The organism is Akkermansia sp. AE01SA01 (assembly GCF_036417395.1).
In the GTDB taxonomy this organism is placed as follows: Bacteria; Verrucomicrobiota; Verrucomicrobiia; order Verrucomicrobiales; family Akkermansiaceae; genus Akkermansia.
The window spans coordinates 603691-623084 of record NZ_CP143890.1; the positions used below are offsets into that span (position 1 = coordinate 603691).

The window sequence follows — 19394 nt, forward strand, 5'->3', positions numbered from 1 at the left end:
CTTTGACGTTGAGCCGTCCGTGCCATGGCCGCTCCCGTCTTCTCGGCATGGAAGTGACGATGAGGGCAGTGTTCCCCTTTGCCGGGCTGCGGAAGAGTTTTTCCATCGGAAACGGCAAGCATTGTCAGGAGCCGTTTTTGTTTGCCAGGTGCATGCAGGCCAGGATGGCGGCGATGATGGCCATGGGGCCCAGAAGGTCCGCGTATCCAATTATTCCGGTGTTGATGGGGGCCAAGCAGAGCAGGAACCACCAGGCGAGTGCCAGCAGACGCAGGATGGGTGAAATTCCGGCGCTGGAAAGGGATACATAGATGAGCAGGCTCCAGAAGGTGGAGAAGCGGGGCAGCGTAATGAGCCATTCGCAGTGGCCGTCTGCGGGCCATGCAAGCGTGCCATAGTGCCCTGTCAGGGGAAGGTCTCCCCATGAACCGTCCGCAGGAAGCGACAGGTCCAGCAGCAGGCACAGCGCCAGTCCCGCATACGCGGCAATCATCAGAGCCCTCCATTGGGACCCCGTACGAGGGACGAGGCACAGGAATGCCGGAACAAGGATGAAGGGGGTAAGCTCCAGAGCCGCTATCCAGGGGGAGAAGGAGGGGCCGACTTCCACCACATTGTTTCCTGCCTGCGGCACAGCAGACAGAATACCCCAGTAAAGGAGCAGCAGAAGGGTGCATCTGTATTTGACGGCGGGGCGCACCCGTCCGTCCCCGGGCGGAGGCAGGTTGAGCCATGCTCCGAAATGCGGCTGGTGCGTTTTGTTCGGCATAGAGGGGCAAATAGCGCTTTTTTGTAGCGGGAACGCACGTCCTTGTCAATAGACCGGATTTTGCGGGTTGCAGAATGGGGGAGTTTTTCAACAGAATCGGCAATCCGGCTGTCCATTGTGAAAAAGTCGTCACATGCGGAAACTTGCCGCAGATGTCTTTTTCTGCTAGTCGGAGCCTGAAAGGGTGCGGCCAAGATGCCGTGAGCCTGCAACCATTTTTTTGATATCCCATGTTTTTTTCAAGATTTCCTTTGTTGTTTCTGGCCGCCTCCCTCTGCCTGCCTCTCGTTTCCTGCCGGGACGGGAAGGAGGAGGATGCGAATGTGATTGAATTGAATTTCGGTCATTTCCCGAATGTGACCCACGTGCAGGGTCTGGTGGCCCATCATTTTTCCCGACAGGGGAACGGGTGGTTTGAAGAGCGCGTGAAGAAGGCTACCGGGAAAGATGTCAGGATCAACTGGTATGTGTACAACGCAGGACCCAGTGCCATGGAGGCGGTATTTGCCCGGTCCATTGAGCTGACGTATGTGGGACCCAGTCCAGCCATCAACGCGTTTGTCCGCTCCCGCGGCCAGGATATCAGGATGATCGCCGGAGCTGTAGAAGGAGGAGCCTCCCTGGTGGTGCCGGAGGATTCCTCCCTGAAGGAACCGCAGGATTTCCGCGGCAAGGTGATAGCCACGCCCCAGCTTGGCAATACGCAGGATGTTTCCGCCCGCGCCTGGTTTTCCCGAGGCGGCCTGCACGTGACGCAGCGCGGTGGAGACGTGAAGATTCTTCCTACGCCTAATCCGGAACAGTTGAGCCTGTTCCGCCAGGGGAAGCTGGACGGTGTCTGGACGGTGGAGCCCTGGGTGAGCCGCCTGGTGATGATGGCCAAAGGAAGGGTGCTGGTGAACGAGGAGGATTCCATAGCAACGGTATTGGTGTGCGGGGCTGATTTTTTGAAGGAGAAGCCCGAAGTAGCGCAGGCCGTCGTGAAGGCGCATGAAGAGCTGAACCAGTGGATACGGGAGAATCCGGAGGAGGCCCAGGCCATTGTGGTGAAGGAATTGGAGGAGCTTACCCATTCCAAGGTTGAACCGGAATTGATTGCCCGGGCATGGAAGAGCATTCATATGAAGGACAAGATTTTCATCCCCAAGTTGCAGCAGTTTGTTCAGGACGCCTATCATGCCGGATTCATGAAGGAGGTTCCCGACGTTTCCGGCCTGGTGACACCGGAGGCGGTAGAGGAGAAACAGTTGGCCATGAAGGAGGAAACGCAGGGATGATTATGGGAGAAGAGCATTGCGGGCCGGGCGGATGCAAGCTGCGCATCGCCGGAGTGTCCAAGGTGTTTGAAGGACGGCGGGGGAAGGTGGAGGCCCTGGAGGGCATCAACCTGAATATCAAGGCCGGGGAGTTCGTTTGCCTGGTAGGCCCCAGCGGCTGCGGAAAGACTACTTTGCTGAATATTATCGCCGGGCTTGAGTTCCCCTCTTCCGGCACGGTGGAACTGGACGGTGTTCCCGTGAGCGGGCCGGGCCGGGACCGTACTGTGATGTTTCAGGAGTCCGCCCTGTTTCCGTGGCTGGACGTGCTGGGGAATGTGATGTTCGGCCTGAAGCTGGTGCCCGGTTTGACGCGCGGCGCGCGCATGGCCATTGCAGAGAAGAATCTGGAGCTGGTGGGGCTCCAGGATTGCATGCACGCCCACATTCACGAGCTTTCCGGGGGAATGAAGCAGCGCGTGGCCCTGGCCCGTGCTCTGGCGACGAATCCACGCATTTTGCTGATGGACGAACCGTTCGGCGCGTTGGACGCCATGACCCGGGAACAGCTTTATCAGGATATTCAGGATATTCACCTCAGGTGGGGCATGACGATCATTTTTGTTACCCACAATATGCGGGAAGCCGTGTGCCTGGGAGACCGCGTGATTTTGTTCACTCCGCATCCGGGACGAATCTGCGAGGAGTATTCCGTGGATCTGCCTCATCCCAGGGATATCAACAGCCAGGATCTGGCCTTGCTGTCGTCCCGCATCACCCGTGATTTGAAAGGAGCTGCGAAATGAACAGGAACAGATGGTCAAAATGGGGAGCCCACGCATGTTCTCTCGTGTTTTTCATTGTCGTCATCTGGGTATGGCAGTATTTGAGTGACGAGCAGGTTTGGAAACCTTATTTGTTTCCCTCTCCGCTGGAGGTGTGGGAATATCTGCGCTCGTCCTTTGCGGACGGAGCTCTGGAAGAAGCTTCCTGGATTACGGTGAAGCGGCTGGGACTGGGGTACGGCATTGGCCTGGTGATGGGGATTCCCCTCGGCATGCTGTGTTCCCGATTCCAGTTGATGCAGAATACGCTGGGTCTGGTTTCCCTGGGGTTTCAGGCTCTGCCCAGCGTATGCTGGGTTCCTCTGGCTACCCTGTGGTTCGGGCAGACGGAGTCCGCCATGCTGTTTGTGGTGATTATGGGAACCCTGTGGTCCGTCATCCTGGCTACGGCCAACGGCATGCGGAACGTGCCGCCCATTTATGCCAGGGCCGCCCGCACGATGGGCGCCGGGCCCATTTACTGCCTGATCCACGTCACCTTGCCCGCTTCCGCCCCGTTTGTGGTGAGCGGCATGAAGCAGGGCTGGGCCTTTGCGTGGCGTTCCCTGATGGCTGCGGAAATTTTCGTGCCCATTCTGACCGGATTCGGCCTGGGTCAGCTTCTGCATTATGGGCGTGAGCTGAACGCGATGGATCAGGTAGTGGGCATTATGTTCGTGATTGTGGTGATAGGACTCCTGTCGGACAAGATTCTGTTTTCTCCCTTGGAACGGTTTCTTCACCGCCGCTGGGGAACGGGCCAGGCCTGAAGTGTTGTTTTCAGAGACGTTTTTCTGAGGCTCCGTCCCCGGGCTGTCCTGTTCCCTGCTAGTTTCCGGATGAGTCCAGTTTCCTTTTGAGGGAATGGACTTCCTTGACGAGGGCCGGGAGCTTCCTGAGGGCCGCAAATTGGCGGCAAGCGTCCTTGAAGGGGGAGGCGGGAGTACCCCAGTAGGCAGCGTTTTCCGGAATGTTCGCCGTAACACCCGTTTGTGCCGCCAGCGTGGATCTGGAACCAACCTTGAGATGGCCGGCAATGCCTACCTGGGCTGCGATGGTGACGTAGTCCCCCACATGCGTGCTGCCGGCAATTCCGGACAGTGCGACAATGATGCAATGCTTGCCCACCACGACGTTGTGTCCGATCTGGACGAGATTGTCTATTTTAGTCCCTTCCCCGATGATGGTGCGGCCGAACCGGGCGCGGTCAATCGTTGTGTTGGCTCCTATGTCCACATCGTCCTCCAGTTCCACAATGCCTACCTGGTCGATGCCCACATAGCGGCCATTATCTCCCATCAGGAAGCCGAAGCCGTCGGAACCGATGACGGCGCCAGGCTGGATGGTGACGCGACTGCCGAGCTTGCAGCGTTCGCGGATGGTGACATTGGCGTGCAAGCGGCAGTTTTCCCCCATCGTGACACCGTCACCGATCTGACATCCGTTGCCTATGTCCGTGCCGTCGCCGATTTCGCAGTGTGCGCCGATGCAGGTGTAAGCCCCCACGCGGACCTTGTCCGGATTGATTTTCGCTGAAGGGTCGATGACGGCCGAGGGATGGATGCCGGGCACGAATTTATAGGATGAAGCCTTGAAGTATTTGACCAGGGCGTTGAAGGCCATGGAAGGATTGGCTACTTCCACAAATGCGACGTTTTCAGGATATTTGGGCAGTCCCGGAGGCACCAGGACAATTCCCGCGGAAGTATGCAGAAAGTCTTCAAAGTATTTCTCGTTGCCCAGGAAGGAGGCTTCCTCCGGGGTGGCGTCGAGAAGAGAAGCGACCCCGAACACATTCAGTTCGGGATCGCCGGAGAGGATTGTTCCCCCGGTGAGGGCGGCCACGGCTTCAAGTGAAAGCTTCATGCGGATATGATTCCGCCTTCCCGGGGGCAATGTCAAGGGTTACTTGGCCGGAGCCGCAGGCGCGGCGGGAACGGCCGGTGTCTTTTTCTTGGTAGGATCAAAGCCCGCGGGCGCATCCTTGTTGAGTTCCTTCATCACGGTGGGGGTGATGTCCATGCTGGGCTTGGTGTAAACGAAGACGTTGTTGGAACGGAGAGCCTGGGCGCTCTTGTCCAGAACAAGGTCATAGTTGCTCTTGGTGGCGATGCCTTCCGCAACCTTGGTGATTTCACCCATGATGTTGGTGGAACGCAGTTTCATTTGTTCCTGAAGGGATTTGAGCTGGCGCTCCACAAAAGTGCGGCGTTCCTGTTCCAGGGCAATCGCCTGCTGGCGCGTGATCTGGGCTTTCTGTTCCAGGTCTTTTTTGTCCTTTTCATTCAGGGAAGGGTCCTGGAGCTTTTTGACCATTTCGGTGAAATCGGCTTCCATCTTCTTGATGCTTTCCGCACGGGTGTTGTTATCCTGCTGGACCGCCTGCGCCGCCTTGTCCACTTCCGCCTGGGCTTCATGCGTTTTGTAGTAGTCGGCAAAGAGTTTCTGCACGTCCACTGTAGCTACTTTCAGTTCGGCGTTGGCAGTGGCGCTGAATGCCATTGCAGCGGATACACATAATGCTGTTTTGAAGAATCTCATAATTTTTAGCGTCTTCTGACTTTGCCAGTTTACATGTGGAATGGCATGCGTCAATCTTCTAGCCATATTTCAGGATTGAACTTTTGTCATCATGAGGCCACTTTATGCGCATGCAAACTTTTTCGACCAAGGCTCAGTTGAAGGGAGCCCTGTCCAAACACCGCCGGCAGAATGATCCCGTTGTTCTCGTTCCCACGATGGGGGCTCTCCACAGCGGCCACCGTTCCCTGCTGGAGCAGGCCAGGAAGCTGGCCGGGGAGGACGGCGTGGTGGTAGCCAGCATTTTCGTCAACCCCATCCAGTTCAATAACACTTCCGACTTGCTGACCTACCCCCGCACTCCGGAGAAGGACCTGGAGTTGTGCGAAGCCGCCGGAGTGGATTACGTGTTTTCCCCGGCTCCGGAAGAGATGTATGCTGGAGAACGCAGCATCAGCGTGGAGGAAGGTTTTTTGTCCACTACGCTGTGCGGGGCATCACGGCCGGGACATTTTTCCGGAGTTTGCACGGTTTTGGCCAAACTTTTCAACCTGGTGCAGCCTACGGATGCCATTTTCGGGAAGAAGGATTACCAGCAGCTGGCAATTATCCGCCGCATGGTGCGCGACCTGGATATTCCGGTGCGCATCCACGGCGCGGAGATCGTACGTCATGAGAACGGCCTTGCCTATTCTTCCCGGAACGCCCGGCTGTCTCCGGAGCAGAAGGAACAGGCCGTCGTGATACGGAAGGCCATGCTTCAGGCCAGGGACGAGTTCAGGGACGGGACGGGAGTCCGGGAAGTGAAGGATCATGCCGCCGCGGTGATTGAAGCCGTTCCCGGCACGCGGATCGACTACCTGGAGATTGTGGACGCGGAGACCATGCAGCCCCTGGAGGAAAACCGGGAGCCGGCCCTGATGGCTGCCGCTGTCTATTTTGGCGACGTGCGTCTTATCGACAATATAGAACTTTAATCCGGCCGCCATTTCGTTATACTGAATTCCGTGATTACCGCCGCCAACCTCCACCGCAGCTATTCCATCGGCAAGAAGTCCATTGAGATTCTGCACGGGGTGAACCTGCACATTGCCGCCGGGGAAAAGGTGTTCCTGTGCGGTCCCAGCGGCGCCGGGAAGACGACGCTGATGTATACACTCGCCGGTCTGGAAACACCCCAGGAGGGCAAAGTGACGATCAACGGCACGGATATTTACTCCCTGTCTGCCACGGGGCGCTCCATTTTCCGCAACAGGAACATGGGGTTCATTTTCCAGAACTATTTGCTCATGCCGGAATTGACGGCCCTGGAAAACGCCTGCCTGGCTTCCTCCATCGGTAAAAGGCCGCGCATGGAGTATGTCACGGAACTGATGGACCGTGTGGGCCTGTCCCACCGCCTGAACCATCTGCCGGGCGAATTGAGCGGCGGAGAACAACAGCGTGTAGCCATTGCACGTGCGCTCGCGAATGACGCCCCCATCATTTTTGCGGATGAACCTACCGGGAATCTGGACAGGAAGAATGGCGCGGAAGTTCTTGATCTTTTGTTCGGTCTGGCGGACGAGTCCCGCAAGACACTGGTGATCGTGACTCATGACGAACACCTGGCCCGGCGGGGCGACCGCATCATCACGATTATGGACGGCCAGGCCGTTTGACGCCGAGCACGGCGCGGGGGACTTTATTTTTCTTCCGCCGCCAGATGCAGAACGGCCTGGTGGACGCCGCAGACCACTTGGGCCATGCGGCGGTAGTCCAGCGTTTCCGGAAGGTCTCCGGGCTGGTGGTAGTTCGGGTTGCGGAAGAAGGACGTGTCCGTGATCATCACGGCAGGCATGTCTTTAGCCCAGAAGTTGCGGTGGTCGGAAAAGTCCATGCACATGCCCTTGATCTGCGGCAGGTTGAGTCGGACGGTGGGAAGGAAGGGACGCATGCTTTTCTGGATGTCGCGGCCCAGCCTGACGCTGTTCCAGTTGCCTACGATGGCGATGAAGTTTCCCTTGTCCGGATACAGCGTCCCCATGCCGGGCCCCGGATAGGTCTGGCTGTTTTCCTTGTCGGAGAAGTAGCCGATCATTTCCAGGCAGATCATGGCTTTGACGCCTATTTGTTCCGTGTAAAGCTTCCGGGCGTGCTGCGCGCTTCCCATGTGTTCCGTGGCAAAGTACGGGGGTTCCTCGTTGGCGTAGGCGATGAGCTCAATGGTGTATTGGGGGGATATGCCTTTAAGCATGCGCCCCAGGGCCAGCAGCCCGGCCACGCCGCTGGCATTGTCGTCCGCCCCGGGCGTGTCCCCGCAGGTATCATAGTGTGCTCCTACGATGACTCTTTTGGCTGATTTTCCGGGGAAGACGGCACTGACGTTGACGAAGGTACGCTTGTCCGCGGAGAAAGGCTGATAGGTGACTTTGGCTCCGGAGTCCGCCAGGGAACGGGCAATGTATTCTACGGCTTTGGCCTGGTTTTTTTCATAGCCGGCCGGACGGGGATGGCAGGTTTTCGCCAGGGAACGGACGTCTTTTTTCAGTTCTCTTTCCAGTCCGGGCCGCACGGTGGAGGCTGGTGCCGTTTCGTCCCCGGGCGTGGTGCAGTGGGAGATGATGCAACCCGTGGAGATGGAGAGGATGAGCGCAGCGGATAGCAGAGAGGGAAATATCCGGAATTTCATGGTGCGCTTATAGCAGTTTTCATTTTGCGTAGCAACAGGGAAGGAAAGGATCGGTGTTGCAATCATCTGGGTTGTTGTGTAGCTTGTGCCCATGTGGGACTGGATTGTGATCAAGGATGCGCTCAGGGCGATCGTTGAAATTTTCATCCTGTGGGTGTTCCTGTATCAGATTTACCGTGCCTTCCATGCGACGCGCGGCGCCCGCATTATGGTAGGGCTGTTCGCCTGTTTCCTGGCCCTGGTGGTACTGGCCTTTTTCTTCCAGTTGAACGTCATTTCATGGATCCTGACGCGCATTTTCGCTCCGGGCCTGGCGCTGGCGCTGGTGGTGATTTTCCAGCCGGAATTGCGCGTAGGGCTGGCGAAGCTGGGTAGCCATCCGTTTTTCTCCTCCTTCGCCAAGCTTCAGAGGGTGGACTTCCTGGACAATTTCTGCAAGGCAGTGAGCAAGCTTTCCAATCAGCGGTTCGGCGCCCTGTTCGCCTTTGAGCGGAGTATCAGCATGAAGCCCATTGAAGATTCCGGCGTGAAGCTGGACGCCATTTTTTCCCCGGAACTGGCCCTGACTATTTTTCATACGAAAACCGCTCTTCACGATGGAGGAGTGGTTATTTCCGGCGACCGGATTTCTGCTGCCGCCTGCGTGTTCCCTGTTTCCCAGAAGGAGATGAGCGACCGTACCCTGGGGCTGCGGCACCGTGCCGGCGTAGGCATGTCTGAGGAAAGCGATTGTGTGGTGGTGGTGGTTTCCGAAGAAACGGGAGCCATTGCCCTGGCCGTGGGCGGCAAGCTGGAGCGCAACCTGACTCCGGAACAGTTGAAGGCCCGTCTTGAAGAGCTTCTGAATATTTCTCCTTCCAATGAAAAAACTGCTATTGCTTAACTGGCCTGCCAAGTTGTTCTGCCTGGTGTTGGCCGTCATCATCTGGTCTTTCATCAACCATTGGGTGACTACTAATGATGCCGCACCGTCCCGCGCGCAACTGGAGGAGATCAGAAGATCCCATCCCTGAAGCTTACCGTCATGAGGAATTTTATCGTTACCGGAACTGATACGGAGATAGGCAAAACTTATGTAAGCTGCCTGATTGTGAAGGCCCTGAGAGAACGGGGCGTGAACGCCGCAGGATTCAAGCCCGTGGCCTGCGGAGACAGGCAGGATGCCCGGCTTCTGCGGGAGGCAGGGCCGGAAGGCCTGACGCTGGATGAGTTGAATCCCGTGTTTTTGAAGAATGCCACCTGCCCCTATGTGGCTGCCAAGCTGGAGAATACACAGGTGGATGAAGACGCTATCCGCCGCGCTTATGAGGCTTTGGCCGCCGCGCATGAGTGTGTGCTGGTGGAAGGCGTGGGCGGCTGGGAGGTGCCGATCGCGGCAGGCCGGAATTTCAGCGACATGGCTGCGGATTTCCATCTTCCCATTCTTCTGGTGATCGGCAACAAGCTGGGAGCCATCAATCATGCTCTGCTGACGCTGAATGCGATCAAGGCGCGCGGTCTGGAATGCCTGGGTATTGTGTTTAATAACGTGAAGGATGAGTGGGATACCGCTTGCGTTACGAACAGGAGCATGGTGGAGGAGTTTTCCGACGCGCCCATTCTCGGGGAACTGATCCACGGGCAGGATTTCATGGATATTGACGCCCTTCTGGAACGTTTGCGCTAGGCATGGCTGCGGTTTTACGGGATGGAGGGAATGCTCTTTCCTTTCCGTCCGTTTCAAGCGTTGAAATGCAGCGTGGAGTATCCGGCATGCAGTGTTAAAAGACCAGAAGAAAGGGGTATTTTTTACTCCACAAGGCCTGTTTTGACAAGAGTTGAGACAGGATGCCGTATATAAGGAGATGTTTTTGTTCAGAGTTTTCAGCATTCCTGTACGGTTTTTTGCCGCCCTGCTGGTTTGTTCCCCGTGGGGGTTGATGGGCGGGGAGGTCGTGACCGCGCCTGTGCCGGAGTTTTCCTCCCCTGCGTTGATTCCTTATCCTTCCAAAGTCGTCAGGGGTAAGGGCGGGGTGCGTTTTAAAAGCGTTCATGTGCATTTAGACCGGGATGTTCCCCGCAGGGATGACCTGGTGAGGGAAATGAAGGATGTATTCGGGATGTTCGGCATTCCGGCTTCCGTGAGCAAGGATGTTTTTGAGGAAGGTTCCCTGACATGGGAGTTGAGCCTGGACGCCGGAATTGAGGGGGAAGCATATATCCTGTCCGTCGCACCGGAAAAGGCAACTGTCAGAGCAGGGAGCTTTGGCGGTTTTTTTAATGCCCTGCAAACGCTGAGGCAGCTGGTTTCCAAAGGAAAGGGAGGTTTTTTCATGCCCTCCGTGCAGATCAGCGACGAACCCGCCTTCGCCCTGCGGGGCATGATGCTGGACGTGGGGCGTTATTATATGTCTCCCGCGTTTATCAAGGAGCTGATGCGCCGGGTTTCCCGCTACAAGATTAATACGCTCCATCTGCATTTGACGGATGATCCCGCGTGGAGGCTGGAAGTGAAGAAGTTTCCGGCTTTGACGGACCGCGCCTTTCACTGGAAGTCACGGCTGCCGGGCAAGTTTTATACGCAGGAGCAGTTGAAGGAGCTGGTGGATTATTGCGCCGGGCTGAATATCCAGGTGATTCCGGAGATCGACATGCCGGGGCACAGCCAGCCGTTCGCCAAGGCCATGAAGACCGGCATGCAGACGGAGAAAGGCGTTTCCATATTGAAGGAGGTGCTGGACGAGGTTGTTCCCCTTTTTCCCGGGAGGTATTTCCATATGGGGTCCGACGAGGTGCATATTACCATGAAGGATTTTATTCCGCGCATGGCAGAGTATCTCCGAGGGAAGGGGAAGGAGGTGGTTGTATGGTCGCCGGGCGGTCCTCACGACAAGGATTCCGTGCTGATGTGCTGGGGAGAGAGCGAGGCTGGAGCCCGAATGGACAAAGGAATGAAGCGAATTGACAGCAATGGCTTTTACATTGACTGGGCGGATTCCCAGTCCGGCGTATACCAGGTGTTTTTCCAGCAGCCGTGCGAAGTTCCCCGAGGGGATGAAAAGGCGTTGGGCGCTATCCTGCCTGTGTGGTGTGACGGGAATCTGAGCAGTGAGAAGAGGGTGCTGGAACAGTATCCTCTTTACCCCTGCGTGTTGACGTTTGCGGAACGCGTCTGGCGCGGAGGCGCCACCAAGAGGAAGGATTACATGGCTCAGCTTCCCCCCAAAGGAACGGCCGGATGGGCGGAGTTCCGGGAGTTTGAACGTCGTCTTGTCTCCCACCGTGACAGGTTTTTCCGGGGCGTTCCCTTTGCGTACGTAAAACAGGCGGATATGGCCTGGAGCCTGGTAGGCCCGTTTGACCACCGGGGGAAGAATGATACGTCCTTTGAGCCGGAACGGAAGATTGCCCCCTCCTACCGGGACGGGGACAGCACGCTGGAATGGAAGAGCACGCCCGTTTACGGCGGGGCCGTGCATATCAGGCACCTTTTTGCGATGTTCAATATGCACCGGAACCAGTACCGGCTGGCCCACTGGCCCACGCTGATGTCAGAGGATGTGGGGAAGGGAGGCGGGACTTGTTACGCGCTGACTTCCATCCGTAGCCCGAAGGATCAGGAAGTGTGGCTGATGGTTGGCCTGAATGGCATGTGGGGGCATTCAGGAGGGTACCGCAGCGCGCGCGCTCCGGAGCAGGGGAGCTGGGATTTTTCCGGCGGGGACGTGTGGCTGAACGGAAAGCGCGTGAATCCGCCCAAGTGGCCGTTCAAGAGCCTGCCCTGGACGGATTGGGGCAAGGGGCGCATTGAGGAGGCTCCCCTGACCTGGGAAGGATATTTTTTCCGCCCTCCCGTGAAAGTAAAGCTCCGCAAGGGGTTGAACCGTGTGCTGGTACGCAGCGTGTTCGGCCACTGGAAGGGGGACAACGGGCAGAGAAGCTGGTTTTTCTGCTGCATTCCCGTCCTGTGGGACGGCACCCATTACCGGGAGGTTCCTGGTCTGGAGTACGATCCCAGGCCGGACGCCCGCTGACGGGGCCGCTCGCGGATTCAGCTTTCCGCAAAGACGGAGAGGATGGCCTCATGCACATCCTGCGCGGAACGGATTTCCGGCAGGGATGCAGGGCCGATGAATACGGGCTGCTGGTTTGCGGGCACCCGGTCCCTGCCGTGGGAGCCTTTCACCTGGTCTCCGTTGAGGGGGATGACTTTCATCAGGGCGCGGAAGCCCAGCTTTTTTTTCAGCAGAAAGGAGGCGGCATGCAGCATGGGGAAGGCAAGGGCCGGGTCAAAGAACATTTCCGCAGGGTCATAGCCGGGCTTGCGGTGGATGTCTACGCAGCGGGCGAAGTCCGGGGCCTTGGCGTCGTCCGTCCAGTAGTAGTAGGTAAACCATGTGTCCGGGGCCGCCACGGCGGTGAAGTCCGGCAGACGCTCGCAGGCGGCAGGGTTCAGACCGGAAAAGTCCGTCTCCCGGATTTCCTCCACGCCGGGGGTAGCGGAGAGCAGGGCTTTTACTTCTTCCCGGACGGAGGGATCGTTGACGTAAATCTGGGCCACTTGGTGGTCGGCTACGGCAAAGGCTCTGGAGGCTCCCCCGTCCAGCATTTCCGTTCCCAGTTCCGGTTTGACAGTGATCCAGCCGCGTTTCCGGAAGAGGCGGTTCAGGGCTACCGTGCGCGAGACGTCGGAAATGCCGTATTCGCTCACGACAATCGGCGTGACTCCCTCCCGTTCCAGGAAGTCGATCAGATCGCAGAGAAGATTGTCCATGGCCCGGGCCGCCTTGGCCGCCTCCCCGGAGGAGGGACCAAATTTCTGGAGGTCGTAGTCCAGGTAGGGCAGATAGACCAGGTTGAGATTGGGGCGGTATTTTTGCTCAATCCACCGGACGGAGTCCGCAATCCATTGCGTGGCGCCGATGCCGGCCATGGGGCCCCAGAACGTGGGGAAGGGGAATTCACCCAGGTCCCGCTTGATGATTTCCCGCAGGTCCATGGGCTGTGTATAGATGTCAAAGATTTTGCGGCCGTCCGCCGGGTACATGGGGCGCGGCGTGATGCTCCAGTCCGCGGTGGAGTACATGTTGTACCACCAGAAGAGCTTGGCGCAGGTGAAGGAGGGACCGTACAGGTTTTTCAGCTTCTCCCAGACGCGCGGCCCCTGTACCAGTTTGTTGGATTGCTTCCAGAACTGAACCTCGCTCATGTTCCTGTTGTACCAGCCGTTGCCGGGAATGGCGTGCTCCTCCGGGGAGAGCCCGGTGATGTAGGAGCTCTGCACCGTGCAGGTGACCGCCGGAAAGGCCGGAGGGAAGGAGGAAACGCGCTGGCGCTCCGCCCAGGAGGAAAGCCTGGGCATATGTTCCATCATCTGGCGAGAAAGGGCTACTGCATCAAGGACGGCTACGCGGGTGGCGGGAAGTTTCATGGGAGAAATATTACCGGTTCGGCGGAGGAAATCCATCTTTCCATTTGAAAAAAAGCTCCGCATCCGTCATGATTCCCCGCATGGAACGTCAGGATAAACGACTTGTGGACCAGTTGCGCCCGATCAGCTTTGAAACGGGCATTGCTCCGAACGCCACGGCCTCCGTGCTGGTGACTTTCGGACGGACGAAGGTGATTTGCGCCGTCACGATTGAAGAGGATGTGCCGCGCTGGATGAAGGTGCAGCGCGTGGAGGGCGGCTGGCTGACGGCGGAGTATTCCATGCTCCCTTATTCCACACTGGACCGCAAGCGCCGCGACATCACGGCGGGCAAGCTGGACGGACGTTCCAGCGAGATTCAGCGTCTGATTGGCCGTTCCCTCCGGGCCGCCGTGGACCTGGGCAAGATCGGCGCGCGCACCATCTGGGTGGACTGCGATGTTCTCCAGGCTGACGGCGGAACGCGGACCGCTTCCATCACCGGGGCTTCCGTGGCTTTGGCGATTGCCGTGAACAAGCTGGTGGCTGCAGGCAAGCTGGCGGAATCCCCCCTCAAGAGGCTCGTTTCCGCCGTGTCCGTAGGCATGCTGGAAGGGGAAGCCCTGCTGGACCTTTGCTACGTGGAAGACAAGGACGCGGAAGTGGACATGAACCTGGTGATGACCGACCGGGGCGAGTTTGTGGAAGTGCAGGGTTCCGGAGAAGAAGCCGTCTTCACTGCGGACCAGATGAACAGGATGCTGGAGCTGGGGCGCAAGGGTCTGGATGAGATCGCGGAACTCCAGCGCCGCGTCATTGCGGAGGCGGACAAACCGGACGCCGGAGCGCTGGAAGATTTGAGCGCCTTTTTCGGCCGGGGCAAGTAAAGACGTTTTCCATATTTCTCCAGGCAGGGAAACGTCCTGCATTTCCGGGAATGCGGAACCGCCTTTCCAGACCCGAGAATTTTGTGAGAATATGCTTGTCCTGACTAGGAAATGACGTTAATAGTAGAAACGAACATAGATAACCACATGCGGTTTTCTTAAACTGTAAACATTCCATTAGATTCAACAATGAAAGTATCTTTTGCAACACGCCAGTTACGCCGGGGTTTCACCCTGATCGAACTTTTGGTCGTTATCGCCATTATCGCGCTGCTCGCGTCCGTGGCGTATGGTCCCATCATCAACCAGATCAACAAGGGAGACCAGATGCAGGCCCTGACCAACATGAAGAACGTGGGCGTGGCGATGAACGAATTCAAGTCCAACAGCAAGCTGGGCAATTTCCCGGACGACATCACCGCTGACCGCGTGGTGGCCCAGCACAGCTACATGGCTGGCCTGGGACCGTTGCAGGGCGACACCTCCAATGACTATTTCCGCCAGCTTCTGGCCAATGAGTCCGTGTCTGAAAGCAACTTCTACGCCAAGGTCCAGACTGCTTCCGGCGGTTCCACCGTCACTCCCGACGGTGAAATCTATGACGGCAAGGCCCTGACTCCCGGTGAAGTGGGCATTTCCTACGTGATGCGCAAGGGTGAGAACAACAAGAAGGTGGGTATCGGCAGCTCCGTTGGCGAATATCCTCTGATGGTTACCTCCGTGCTTCCCGGCGATGGCGGCTCCACAGTGGTTGCCGGCAATGCTGTCCGCTTTGACCCGGAAAGTTTCCGCGGCAAAGTACTGATCTTCACGACCGCCCAGAGTGCCAAAACTCTGGAACTGAACGACAACGACGACCTTCAGGATACTTTCATTCCCAAGAGAAGGGGCAAGGATATCAGTGACCAGTTCCTGATTCTCACTCCTGATTTCAGCGGCCAGGAATAAGTCTTTTCCCAAGTTGGCATGATTTTGTGTGGCGCGTCCTTCGGGACGCGCCTTTTTTGTATGCGCGTATTGCGGGAGAAAGGCCCCTACTCAGACGGGTAAAAAGCGAGCGGGAGACTGGAAAACAGCTTCGGAATGGCAGAATGGGAAAGATGATAACGCCAGGTAATTTCATCTAGAAAAGGTTTCTTTGGCGTTCCTTCCTTTCCGGCAGAACTTGGCGGGATTCTTCCATCTGCCCCGCTGAGAGAGGCCTTGGAGAATGCGAAGGATTCAATGCGGTGGTTTCGGAACGTGCCTGTTCTCTGGTGGACTCTTCCGGTTTGGGCTCCCTCCTGATGCGCCTCAGAAGAAGGATGAAGAACGCATTAAGGTGATAGAATCAGGGTGGGAGCCTCCATTATCCGGAACTTTTTTCAAGGAGCCATGGCCTTGCCTGGAAGTCTTGAAACGGAGATATTCTTGGCGGCAGATAAATGAGCCTGTTTTTTGTAACCATGAAAAAACGTCCCGGTCCTTTCGGGCCGGGACGTTCAAACAAGCGGCGCTGTATTCGCTAGCCCTGGGCGGGAGTGCCGAAGACATTGATTTCCGCGGCGGAAGCTCCGCCGCCGTCCAGCGCATTTGTTCCGGTAAAGCGGAAGTAACGCACGGGCTCGTCAACATTCTTGAGGTTGACGTTTTGCTCGATAGGATTGGCGCGGAGATTGGAGAATTCCCCCTCTGCCGCCTTTTTCCAGGTTTTGCCGTCCGCGCTTACTTCAAACTGGTACTTGTCCGTCATGCCTTCCGTTTTTCCATCCTGACGAGGCAGGTAGGAGAAGCTGGTGACTTGGTAGGGCTTGCCCATGTCCACCACTAAGGATTGGGGAACGCCGGCATTGGCGGTCCAGGAGATTTCCGGGTTGTCGTCAATGGCGGCGGCCGCATTGCCGGAGGTGGCGCTTTTCACTTTCCATCCGGTTTTGCTGATGCCGAATTTTGCCTGGCTGACGGGGCCGAGCTTGCCGTTGGCAAACTGGCAGCGTGCCTTGACAACTCCGCTTTCGCTGAATTTGGCTCCCTGCGAATAGACGGAGGACCCGGCCTTGGGTTCGCTTCCGTCCGTCGTGTAGAGGATTTTGTTCTTGCCGTCCGCCAGGATGACCAGGTTGTCGCCGCGGCGGAAGATGGACGGGCGTACGGCTCCCGCAGGCTGGCGGAACAGGGCGAATTCAGAGATGCAGGGCGTGGCCTGACTGCCCGTGATGCGCAGGCGCAGCTTCTGGGCGGTGATGGGACGGTCAAGCCGGCGCATGACCTGGTTGCCAATGGTTTTCCCTCCATTATCAATGCAGACCCATTTGCCTTTGATGAAAGCGTCGATGTTGAAGGAGTCCACGCGCTGGCCCAGGCGGATTTGTTCGCGCAGACGGATGACGTCAAAGGTGGCGGGCTTGGGCAGCGTGATGACGGCGGAGGGTGTCAGGTTGTCGTCCTCCACGGCCCAGTACGTGTCCAGGTTGCCGTCAGTCATGTTGGAAGGGGAGAATTTCTTGTCATTGCCGCGGGTTTGGCTGGCCGTGGCCGTGGCTCCCAGAGCGAAATTCTTGGCATACAGCTTGTCGCGCAATTCCTTGAATTCCATCAGAGACTTGACATCGGCGGGGTCCAGTTTTCCGGTTTTGTCTGCGGCTACGTTCAGGATGAGGTTGGCCCCGCGGCCTACGGAGTCAAACCAGACCTGCATGAGTTCTTCCGGGGATTTGACGCGGGAAGACTGTCCCTGGTGCCAGAACCAGCCGGAATGGTTGATGGTAGTGTCTCCTTCCGCGGGCACCCAGCGTTCGCCGCCGCGCTTGCCGGTTCCGCCACCGCCGCCATTCAGTCCCACGGTGCTCCAGTGGGGATAATTGACATGTCCCTTTTCAGAGCCGCCCCAGCGGGCATCTCCATAATGGCCGGCGCCCCAAATGATACAGTTGGGCTGGATGGAGCGGATTATTTCCACAATCTTTTCAAAGTCGTAGTACTTCTCCGCATCGCCGATGTTGCGTTTTTCACGGGCTCCGCCGTAGTAGCCGTCGCCGCCGTTGGCCCCGTCAAACCAGATTTCAAATACGGGACCGTAGTTGGTCAGCAGTTCCCGAATTTGCTGGTAGTAGGCTTTCAGGTAGCCTTCCTTGCCGTATTCGGCGTGGTTGCGGTCCCACGGACTGAGGTAGGTGCCGAATTTGATGCCGTGTTTTTTGCAGGCCAGGGCGAATTCCTTGACTACATCCCCCTTGCCGTTTTTCCACGGGGTTTTCGTGATATTGTGCTCCGTGGACTTGGTGGGCCACGCGCAGAAGCCGTCGTGGTGCTTGGCCGTATAGATCATGCCCTTCATGCCGCCTTTCTTGAAGGTTTCCACGATCTCGGAGGCATTGAAGTCCGTGGGGTTGAAAATTTGCGGGTTTTCGTCTCCGTATCCCCATTCCCTGCCGGTAAAGGTGTTCAGGCCGAAGTGGATGAAACCGTAGAATTCCATGCGCTGCCAGTTCACCTGCTGGGGCGTAGGCACGGCGCCGAAAGGTTTGGGCGGGTCTGCGGCCTGTCCGGGCAGCATCAGGGAGGAAAGAGCGGTTCCAACAAAGAGGGGCGCAAGCTTGTTCATGAAGAATATATGTGTTACAGAAATATGCAGAATGCTCCCTCCTTCTTTCATAGAGGGACTTTGCTGTCAAGTTGAAAGGGAAACGTGCTCTTCCGGGCAGGGGAAAGGTCCGGAACCTTCTAACTGGGACATACAGAGAATTCCGCTTGATACGGACATGCGCGCTGTCTAGCATATGGAAACTTTTCCCCCTATGTTCTACTTCCGTTTTTTATTGCTGGCCCTGTTCTTTCTGACCGGGACGGCCTTCATCAGCGAGAGCGCGCCCGTTTACATGGCCAAGCGGGACAGTAAGTTTGCGCTCGTCCCCCTGTGCGACGGCTTTGATTTTCCGGTGGGCAAGCCGGACGGCAAGGGCTATTACCGTTCCCGCGGCCTGCGCCTGAAAAGCCCCCGTCACATGGGCGAGGACTGGAACGGCAACGGCGGAGGCAATACCGACTTGGGAGACCCCGTTTATTCCGTGGGCCACGGTGTGGTCACGTATGCGGCAGACGCACGGGGCGCCTGGGGAAAGGTGGTAATTGTCCGCCATGCCTTCCGGGAGCCCAAGTCCGGCAAGGTCCTCTGCTGTCAGACGCTTTATTCCCATTTGAATGACATCAACGTAGTGCTGGGCCAACTGGTGCTGCGCGGCACCCAGGTGGGCACCATCGGCACGAACTGCGGCATGTACCCTGCCCATCTTCATGTGGAGCTGCATTACAATCCGGACGTAAACTGCGGTCATCAGGGGATTCCCAAGACGGAACGCAATTACGGGCGCCTGACGGATTTTATCAACCGGTTCCGGCGCCTGCCTTTGGAAAAGAGGATGGTGCGCGTTCCCATCGGGGGGTTCCTCCCCTATAAAGGTACGGAGGGGCTCTGATTTCCTGGCCTCATGGAGGTGACGGACAGTGAAGTTGTGCATTTTCGGCGGTTCGTTTGATCCCGTGCACGAAGGCCATGTGCGCGTGGCTTCGCGTGCCAGGGAGTGCTGTGGCCTGGATCGCGTACTGTTCATGCCCTGTTCCCTTTCCCCGCTGAAGGAACAGGCCCCTTCCGTTTCGGATGCTCGGCGCTGCCGGATGATTGAACTGGCCCTGAAAGGGCTGGACTGGGCCGTATTGGACCGTACGGACTTGAATTTGCCCCCGCCTTCCTGGTCATGGCGGGTGGCGGAAAGCGTGGCTGCCTGCCATCCGGGAGCGGAATTGTTCTGGCTGATGGGCAAGGACCAGTGGGATTCCCTGGAGAAATGGGGCCGCTGGAGGCATCTGGCTGACATGGCGACGTTCATCGTGTACCACCGGGGCGGCGCTCCGGATCCCAGGGAGGGAGTTCGGGCCCTTTTTATTGAAGGGGATGAACCAGCATCTTCCACCGGCATCCGGGAAGCCCTGCGCGCGGGCGTATGCCCCGTGCCTCATTTGAATCCGGAAGTGGAAAGCTTCATCAGAAGGGAAGGGCTGTACGGCGTTTCGCGGGGAATGGCGGAAAAGTAACCCCCGGA

At 57.6% G+C, this 19394-nt stretch carries 19 protein-coding genes; 13 read left to right on the forward strand and 6 right to left on the reverse strand.

Annotated elements, in window-relative coordinates; genetic code table 11:
• Positions 1–124 precede the first annotated feature (124 nt).
• Entirely contained in the window at positions 125–769 is a 645-nt protein-coding gene (locus tag V3C19_RS02435) for a hypothetical protein (RefSeq protein ID WP_295931864.1), read from the reverse strand.
• Between the two features lie 230 nt (positions 770–999).
• On the opposite strand from V3C19_RS02435, the gene V3C19_RS02440 reads away from it, so the two are divergent.
• Genes V3C19_RS02440 through V3C19_RS02450 form a run of 3 tightly spaced genes read left to right on the forward strand, consistent with a single transcriptional unit; the run spans position 1000 to position 3619 of the window.
• Positions 1000–2046, forward strand: coding sequence for an ABC transporter substrate-binding protein (locus tag V3C19_RS02440; RefSeq protein ID WP_130083927.1), 1047 nt, complete (start codon positions 1000–1002; stop codon positions 2044–2046).
• Complete coding sequence (locus tag V3C19_RS02445) at positions 2043–2831, forward strand: ABC transporter ATP-binding protein (protein WP_130083926.1); 789 nt, start codon at positions 2043–2045, stop codon at positions 2829–2831. The genes V3C19_RS02440 and V3C19_RS02445 overlap by 4 nt, the downstream gene beginning before the upstream one ends.
• A complete protein-coding gene (locus V3C19_RS02450; RefSeq protein ID WP_130083925.1) occupies positions 2828–3619 on the forward strand; it encodes an ABC transporter permease in 792 nt (263 codons plus the stop codon). The genes V3C19_RS02445 and V3C19_RS02450 overlap by 4 nt, the downstream gene beginning before the upstream one ends.
• A gap of 58 nt (positions 3620–3677) precedes the next feature.
• On the opposite strand, the gene lpxD is transcribed toward V3C19_RS02450, so the two are convergent.
• Together lpxD and V3C19_RS02460 are read right to left on the reverse strand one after the other, a co-directional pair.
• The gene (lpxD, locus tag V3C19_RS02455; protein WP_295931856.1) at positions 3678–4715 is read right to left on the reverse strand and encodes a UDP-3-O-(3-hydroxymyristoyl)glucosamine N-acyltransferase; all 1038 of its coding nucleotides are present in this window, start codon (positions 4713–4715) and stop codon (positions 3678–3680) included.
• Between the two features lie 39 nt (positions 4716–4754).
• Positions 4755–5351 carry an OmpH family outer membrane protein gene (locus V3C19_RS02460; RefSeq protein WP_161981301.1) on the reverse strand — a complete coding sequence of 199 codons (597 nt, stop codon included), beginning with the start codon at positions 5349–5351 and terminating at the stop codon, positions 4755–4757.
• Positions 5352–5500: 149 nt separating this feature from the next.
• Here V3C19_RS02460 and panC point away from each other — a divergent pair, with 149 nt between their 5' ends.
• Entirely contained in the window at positions 5501–6346 is an 846-nt protein-coding gene (gene panC / locus V3C19_RS02465) for a pantoate--beta-alanine ligase (RefSeq protein ID WP_295931854.1), read from the forward strand.
• A gap of 30 nt (positions 6347–6376) precedes the next feature.
• Positions 6377–7030 carry an ABC transporter ATP-binding protein gene (locus tag V3C19_RS02470; protein WP_130083921.1) on the forward strand — a complete coding sequence of 218 codons (654 nt, stop codon included), beginning with the start codon at positions 6377–6379 and terminating at the stop codon, positions 7028–7030.
• Positions 7031–7053: 23 nt separating this feature from the next.
• On the opposite strand, the gene V3C19_RS02475 is transcribed toward V3C19_RS02470, so the two are convergent.
• Positions 7054–8040, reverse strand: a complete 987-nt coding sequence (locus tag V3C19_RS02475; RefSeq protein WP_295931851.1) for a M28 family peptidase — start codon at positions 8038–8040, stop codon at positions 7054–7056.
• 91 nt (positions 8041–8131) lie between these two features.
• On the opposite strand from V3C19_RS02475, the gene cdaA reads away from it, so the two are divergent.
• The 4 genes from cdaA to V3C19_RS02495 all read left to right on the forward strand — a co-directional run bounded on the left by cdaA (position 8132) and on the right by V3C19_RS02495 (position 12053).
• Positions 8132–8923 carry a diadenylate cyclase CdaA gene (gene cdaA / locus V3C19_RS02480; protein ID WP_067573885.1) on the forward strand — a complete coding sequence of 264 codons (792 nt, stop codon included), beginning with the start codon at positions 8132–8134 and terminating at the stop codon, positions 8921–8923.
• On the forward strand, positions 8901–9053 hold the full coding sequence (locus V3C19_RS02485) for a hypothetical protein (protein WP_153812535.1): 153 nt from the start codon (positions 8901–8903) through the stop codon (positions 9051–9053). The genes cdaA and V3C19_RS02485 overlap by 23 nt, the downstream gene beginning before the upstream one ends.
• A gap of 11 nt (positions 9054–9064) precedes the next feature.
• Positions 9065–9706 carry a dethiobiotin synthase gene (gene bioD / locus V3C19_RS02490; protein WP_130083919.1) on the forward strand — a complete coding sequence of 214 codons (642 nt, stop codon included), beginning with the start codon at positions 9065–9067 and terminating at the stop codon, positions 9704–9706.
• Between the two features lie 178 nt (positions 9707–9884).
• Positions 9885–12053 (forward strand): family 20 glycosylhydrolase, encoded by a 2169-nt coding sequence (locus V3C19_RS02495; RefSeq protein ID WP_295931849.1) that lies wholly within the window; start codon positions 9885–9887, stop codon positions 12051–12053.
• Positions 12054–12070: 17 nt separating this feature from the next.
• Here the strand turns inward: V3C19_RS02495 and V3C19_RS02500 are convergent, their stop codons facing one another.
• A complete protein-coding gene (locus V3C19_RS02500) occupies positions 12071–13450 on the reverse strand; it encodes a nucleotide pyrophosphatase/phosphodiesterase family protein (RefSeq protein WP_295931847.1) in 1380 nt (459 codons plus the stop codon).
• An 80-nt stretch (positions 13451–13530) separates the two neighbouring features.
• On the opposite strand from V3C19_RS02500, the gene rph reads away from it, so the two are divergent.
• Positions 13531–14316 (forward strand): ribonuclease PH, encoded by a 786-nt coding sequence (gene rph / locus V3C19_RS02505; RefSeq protein ID WP_067574093.1) that lies wholly within the window; start codon positions 13531–13533, stop codon positions 14314–14316.
• A 189-nt stretch (positions 14317–14505) separates the two neighbouring features.
• Positions 14506–15264: a type II secretion system protein gene (locus V3C19_RS02510; protein WP_130083915.1), complete on the forward strand. Its 759-nt coding sequence runs from the start codon at positions 14506–14508 to the stop codon at positions 15262–15264.
• Positions 15265–15820: 556 nt separating this feature from the next.
• On the opposite strand, the gene V3C19_RS02515 is transcribed toward V3C19_RS02510, so the two are convergent.
• A complete protein-coding gene (locus tag V3C19_RS02515) occupies positions 15821–17899 on the reverse strand; it encodes an alpha-L-fucosidase (RefSeq protein ID WP_330937143.1) in 2079 nt (692 codons plus the stop codon).
• Between the two features lie 193 nt (positions 17900–18092).
• Between V3C19_RS02515 and V3C19_RS02520 the strand changes: the two genes are divergently transcribed.
• On the forward strand, positions 18093–18770 hold the full coding sequence (locus V3C19_RS02520) for a M23 family metallopeptidase (RefSeq protein WP_302389398.1): 678 nt from the start codon (positions 18093–18095) through the stop codon (positions 18768–18770).
• A gap of 28 nt (positions 18771–18798) precedes the next feature.
• Entirely contained in the window at positions 18799–19386 is a 588-nt protein-coding gene (gene nadD, locus V3C19_RS02525; protein WP_295931836.1) for a nicotinate (nicotinamide) nucleotide adenylyltransferase, read from the forward strand.
• The last annotated feature ends 8 nt before the right edge of the window (positions 19387–19394 follow it).